Genomic DNA, 5,860 nt, shown 5'->3' on the forward strand with positions numbered 1-5,860 from the left:
GACTAAGCCCAATGGCAAGCACTGTAAAATTGAATAAAAAATGTAATGGGTGCGAGAAATGCACACTGGTTTTACGCTGTATTCACAAAGCGTTTTTAGAAAAGGTGTTATTAAAATAGACTGAGCGGTGACACCGACAAAGCTCAGTTAAGCTATTTTAGCAGTGTTGCATCTGTTTGTATTGTTACTTTTTTAAGTTTCATCTGTCACATTGGATTTTATACGAGGTGCGATAAAATGCCCTTGTTTTAAGTCCTCATACGCTTGTAAAACTTCGGCGAAAGTGTTCATGACAAAATAGCCACGTCCATAAATCGGTTCATTTAAAGGTTGCCCACTGAGTAATAAAAAAGTGCAGTCTTGGACAGCTTGTATTTCAAGGTACTCACCATGATTAGACATGACCGCCATCTGTTGGGCTTCAACGGTTTCGCCACTATAAAGCTGAATGCGACCACTACGGATATACAGTAGTGTCGTTTCGCCTTCCAATGCGGGTAAAACCGTTTTCATCCCTGCTGTGAGTTGCACATCCAACACGGTCATAGGGCTATGTGTTTGAGCAGGCCCTGTCTGGTTTTCATACGTCCCTGCAATCACCCTGACCTTTCCTTGAGCTTGCGCGAGTTCCAGTTCTGGAATCATGGTACGACTCAAGTGCTGATAACGTGCAGGATTCATTTTGTCTTTGGCAGGCAAATTGACCCACAGTTGGATCATTTCAAATGCCCCACCTGTTTTAGAAAATGCCTCACTAAATACTTCTTCGTGCAGTACTCCAGCCCCTGCTGTCATCCACTGTACATCCCCTACGCCAATCACACCGCCACCGCCTGTAGAGTCCTGATGGGTAAGCTCACCTTGATAAACGATGGTCACCGTTTCAAAGCCACGATGCGGATGTTCACTCACGCCTTTTTTTAAGTGGGTCGGCTGTAAATAACTCGGGCCTATATGATCCAGCAATAGAAAAGGTGAAACCGAGTTTCCCAGCTCATAATGTGAAAACACGGAAATGACTGGGGCAAAGTCGCCTACAGCAGTACGTGTACTTTCTGAGTGAATAAAGGCAAGGGTTTTCATTTTATTCTGCTTATCATTTGAATAATTTGATCATAGCCTAGCAAACAACCCTGTTCGATAGGCTAGATGAGTTTCAGTGTTTAAAATTTAGGATGATTTAGAAGTAACTTTGGGCAACACAATAGGTTCTATATCATTAATTTTGGCAATATCAAGATTTTTTTCAAATTTGAGCCAACCTTTTTTCATCCATAACTCAACTTTATCTTTTTCCAAGATATGTATAAGGTTTGCTAAAAGATCAAACTTAGCAGTCTGATTAAAGAAATATATAGTAACCCTTAATTGCTCATCATACTCACCATTAAAAGAAAAGATCTCATTAATATAACTCTCATCTGAAATATCTAATGAGTGTCCCCAGATATAAATATTAATTCCATTAATTGACTTATCTTCCAATGTTATAACCCTTCCATCTTTAACAGACTTCCAGAAACTTTTAATATTTATTGCATGGCAGTTATTACTTAGAAACTGATAGTCTGTATCTTTTAAAAGTTTTTGATGATATTTTGTAAAACCGTATGCTTTTATTTTCTTTAAATAGCTTTCATTTATTTCTGAAATACCTAAAACAATATTTTGTTCTTCTCCTATACACCCATGAAGAAACTCAATATCTTGTTCTGAGTTATAAAAATTTTGATAAGTATTCGTATAATTAAAAGAATAGACCATATCAATATTTATTAATTTTTGATCTTTAAACTTAAAATTCACATAAGGCTTTAAGCACTTGACAATATCATTTAAATACCTATTAAATATAGATATAAAATCATCAAGTTCTTTATTTAAAAACCCAATATATCTCTCATTAGAAAAACCATATTCATTTTTACCCTGCACTAAATACCAACTATCATTTATAAAACCTCTACGTGAATCAGGCATTGAAACAAATCCATTGCGTTTAACAGATTGGCCATACTGATCATTCTCTATAATAAATTTCAACCTGATAAGAAATTTAAGCTCAACTACAGAAACATAAATACAAGAGTCGTCTTTATCAGCATTACTATTTGTTAACAACTCAACATGTTTATCAAACTTCCCATATTTATCAAATTTTATGTCTATTTTTTTTATAAATTTGCAAACTAAATTTAAAGCTTCTCCTATCTTGTTTTCAAAATCAATCCATGTCTTCACTTCCCTCACATGATCAGAAAAATACTGATACCAAACATTATCTTTCAACTTTTCTTGTAATTCTTTAATTTGATCAACTGATATTTTTAATTCATCCGTTTTATACATCGCTTTAGTATAGCCAAAGAAATAATCTTCTTTTTCATATAAAGCACCAAATAGATCATCAAAACTCATGTCACCTTTTGATACCTCCCAATTTTCTATTGCTTGCATTGCGACCATAAAATGATCGTACTTCGTCGGCAAGTAGTGCGACAGATCAAAACCGTTCCCAACAATCAAAATATTCATTTTTATAAAACCCCAAAAAGCAAAAAAGCGCATCAACCGATACGCTTTTTATGAGGCAGACTCGCCTAAAGTTCAACCATAAATCAAAGATTTATTATGAGCATTTTGCTGTTTGGAAGTTCTTGGTGTTTTTACCGCGCGCACATTGGTAAGAGGTTTTCGTCGCAGTTTTTTCCCAGTCGCCACCAACCAATTTAAAGTTATACACGGTACGCACCGACTTTACCGAATCATCTAACAACCCTGTTTCTGTCACTTTGACTTCTGCCGCAGTCGGGGACTCAACTGTATTAAAGTATTGACGGATCTCAACCGTAGCTAGCTCATTACGCAAATCTGGACGCTCTTTGAGTACCTGAGCCAACGGTGTATCTGACGAACCGACTTTATTTACTAACTCTTTCGTCGTCGCACAGCCTGACAATAATCCCACACATACGGCTGAAGCTAAAATAAGACGCAACATAAATCCCACCCAAAATTCATTATTTATCAGTCCATCATGCCTTTTTTGTGACCATTACACTATTTAGCAAATGTAATTCAGTCCCATCAACCATAAAAAAAGCGCATCACGATGAATGCGCTTTTGAAACCCAATTCGAACTTAAAGGTCGAATAATTTACCTGGGTTCATAATGCCGTTTGGATCGAAAACTTGCTTCAAGGCTTTCATATATTCAATCTCTTCCGCCGAACGGGTGTAGTCAAGGTATGGCTTTTTGGTCATACCAACACCGTGCTCCGCAGAAATTGAACCGTCGTATTTTTTCACGGTTTCAAAGACATATTTATTCACCACCTGACATTTGGCAAAGAACTCATCTTTGCTTAAGTCAGCTGGTTTTAAAATATTTAAGTGTAAGTTCCCGTCACCAATATGACCGAACCAACAGATTTCAAAGTCTGGGTAGTTGCTTGCCACAATCGCATCAATTTCTTTAATAAATGCAGGTACATGCGTAATCAACACTGAAATGTCATTTTTGTATGGTGTAAATGGTGCAATTGACTCAGAAATGTCTTCACGTAAACGCCATAAGCTTTCCACTTGATCGAGGCTTTGGCTCAACACGCCATCCAGCACCCAGCCTTGTTCCATGCAGTGCTCAAAAATTTCCATCGCCTTGTCCATAATTGGCTCAAATGGCGCTTCAAATTCTAACAATACATAGAATGGACATTCGGTTTCAAATGGACGTTGCACATGACCATTTGCCAACACTTTTTGCATTGCCAGTTCACCAAAGAACTCAAATGCAGTCAGGTCAATTTTGGCTTGGAAAGCATGCAGTACAGGCATTACAGCATCAAAATCAGGTACACCCAATACCATTACTTGAAGATCTTGCGGTTGGCGTTCCAGTTTGATTTCAGCTTCAGTCACCAAGCCCAGTGTCCCTTCACCACCAATGAACAAATGTTGTAGTGCATAACCCGTTGCATTTTTGATCATGCCTTTATTTAGACGCAGCACATCCCCCTTACCTGTGACTACAGTTAAACCGAGTACCCAGTTACGCGTCATGCCGTATTTAATGACTTTGATACCGCCAGCATTGGTGCCAATGTTTCCACCAATTTGACTCGAACCCGCAGAAGCAAAATCTACTGGGTAGTACATGCCTTGCTCTTCCGCATAGTTTTGTAGCTGTTCAGTCACCACACCTGCTTGGACACGAACCATACGGTCTGCTGGGAAGAATTCCAAGATTTGGTTCATCTTGTCCATGCTCACCACAATTTCACCATTGGCAGCGACTGCACCGGCAGATAAGCCAGTACGACCACCCGATGGTGTAATTGCAACATTAAACTCATTTGCAAGTTTTACAACCGCTTGCACTTGTTCTGTGCTCGATGGAAAAACGATGACTGACGGGTTTGGATCAAAATGTTTGGTATGATCGCGTCCCCAATTTTCAAGGCTATCCGCATCGGTTTTAATGCGGTTTTCACCTACAATTGCTGTCAATTGGGTCAATAACTCTGGGGTTAAAGCGACTGGAGCATTCATCGTTTTCAGACCTTGCAAGAAGTAAACAAGTTGTTTGTGGCGCTAGGGTTCTATGCAGGGAAAGTGTTTGATTTCAGTCTTTGCATACCCTAAAGCTTAGGCAGTTCGTGAGGATTTCAGTAGCAGTGCGCAACTGAGTTATTTTCACGGAGTCATATTATAAGGCATTTTTTCTGTTTCCCGCAGAAAAAGCTGTTTTATTCAGGATACCTTTGAAATGATTAATTTAATTAGACCAAAAAGCCTTTTTTACGCACTATAGCGACTAAAAATACCCAATAGAGTCTGTATAAAGGAAATGTATATCGAGCGCGGTACGTGCTATTATATCGCCACTAAATTTGGCCTTTGTAGCGGAGCCGTAATGAGCCAACATCTTTCACTTCCTAAAGATAAAATTCGTTTCTTGTTGTTAGAAGGCGTTCACCAAAACGCAATCGACACACTAAATGCTGCCGGATACACCAACATCGACTATCGTAAAACTGCGCTTGAGGGTGAAGCGTTGAAAGAAGCGGTTAAAGATGCACATTTCATTGGTATTCGTTCCCGTACACAACTCACTGAAGAAGTGTTTGAAGCTGCGAATAAATTAATCGCGGTCGGTTGTTTCTGTATTGGTACCAACCAAGTGAACTTAAATGCTGCGATGGTTCGTGGTATTCCAGTATTTAACGCACCTTACTCAAATACACGTTCAGTGGCTGAACTTGTACTTGCTGAAGCAATTCTTCTTCTTCGTCGTGTACCTGAAAAATCAACAGATACACATGCAGGTGGTTGGAACAAATCAGCTGTTGGTTCGTTTGAAACGCGTGGTAAAACTTTAGGGATCGTCGGTTACGGTTCAATCGGTTCACAACTTTCTGTGCTTGCTGAAAGCATGGGTATGAAAGTGATCTATTTCGACACAGTGACCAAGTTGCCTTTGGGTAATGCACGTCAAGTCGGTTCTATGGGTGAACTTCTTGCAAATGCTGACGTGGTTTCTTTACACGTACCAGACGTTCCGTCTACACGCAACTTCTTCGGTAAAGACCAATTTGCACAAATGAAAGAAGGTTCAATCTTCATCAATGCTGCACGTGGTACATGCGTACTTATCGAAGATTTAGCAGATGCCTTGAAATCAGGACATGTTGCTGGTGCTGCGGTTGACGTATTCCCGAAAGAACCAAAAGCCAATGGTGAAGAGTTCGTTTCTCCACTACGTAACATTCCAAACGTGATCTTAACCCCTCACGTGGGTGGTTCGACTATGGAAGCTCAAGCGAACATTGGTTTAGAAGTGGCTGAGAAATTCGTTTC

General features: G+C 39.3%; 5 protein-coding genes. 1 reads left to right on the plus strand and 4 read right to left on the minus strand.

The features are described from left to right. Nucleotides 1-192: 192 nt before the first annotated feature. The 4 genes from B4F08_RS07300 to B4F08_RS07315 form a co-directional block, all read right to left on the minus strand. A complete protein-coding gene (locus B4F08_RS07300; protein ID WP_291373969.1) occupies nt 193-1,083 on the minus strand; it encodes a pirin family protein in 891 nt (296 codons plus the stop codon). 87 nt (nt 1,084-1,170) lie between these two features. Further along, the gene (locus B4F08_RS07305) at nt 1,171-2,535 is read right to left on the minus strand and encodes an AbiH family protein (protein ID WP_291373970.1); all 1,365 of its coding nucleotides are present in this window, start codon (nt 2,533-2,535) and stop codon (nt 1,171-1,173) included. Between the two features lie 94 nt (nt 2,536-2,629). After that, nucleotides 2,630-3,001: a hypothetical protein gene (locus B4F08_RS07310; RefSeq protein ID WP_087527330.1), complete on the minus strand. Its 372-nt coding sequence runs from the start codon at nt 2,999-3,001 to the stop codon at nt 2,630-2,632. A gap of 141 nt (nt 3,002-3,142) precedes the next feature. Then, a complete protein-coding gene (locus B4F08_RS07315; protein ID WP_086209010.1) occupies nt 3,143-4,552 on the minus strand; it encodes an FAD-binding oxidoreductase in 1,410 nt (469 codons plus the stop codon). A 364-nt stretch (nt 4,553-4,916) separates the two neighbouring features. Here B4F08_RS07315 and serA point away from each other — a divergent pair. Further along, nucleotides 4,917-5,860, plus strand: a 944-nt coding sequence (gene serA / locus B4F08_RS07320) for a phosphoglycerate dehydrogenase (protein WP_291373971.1), incomplete at its 3' end; no start/stop codon positions are given.

This window comes from Acinetobacter sp. UBA6720 (genome assembly GCF_002454215.1).
GTDB lineage: Bacteria > Pseudomonadota > Gammaproteobacteria > Pseudomonadales > Moraxellaceae > Acinetobacter.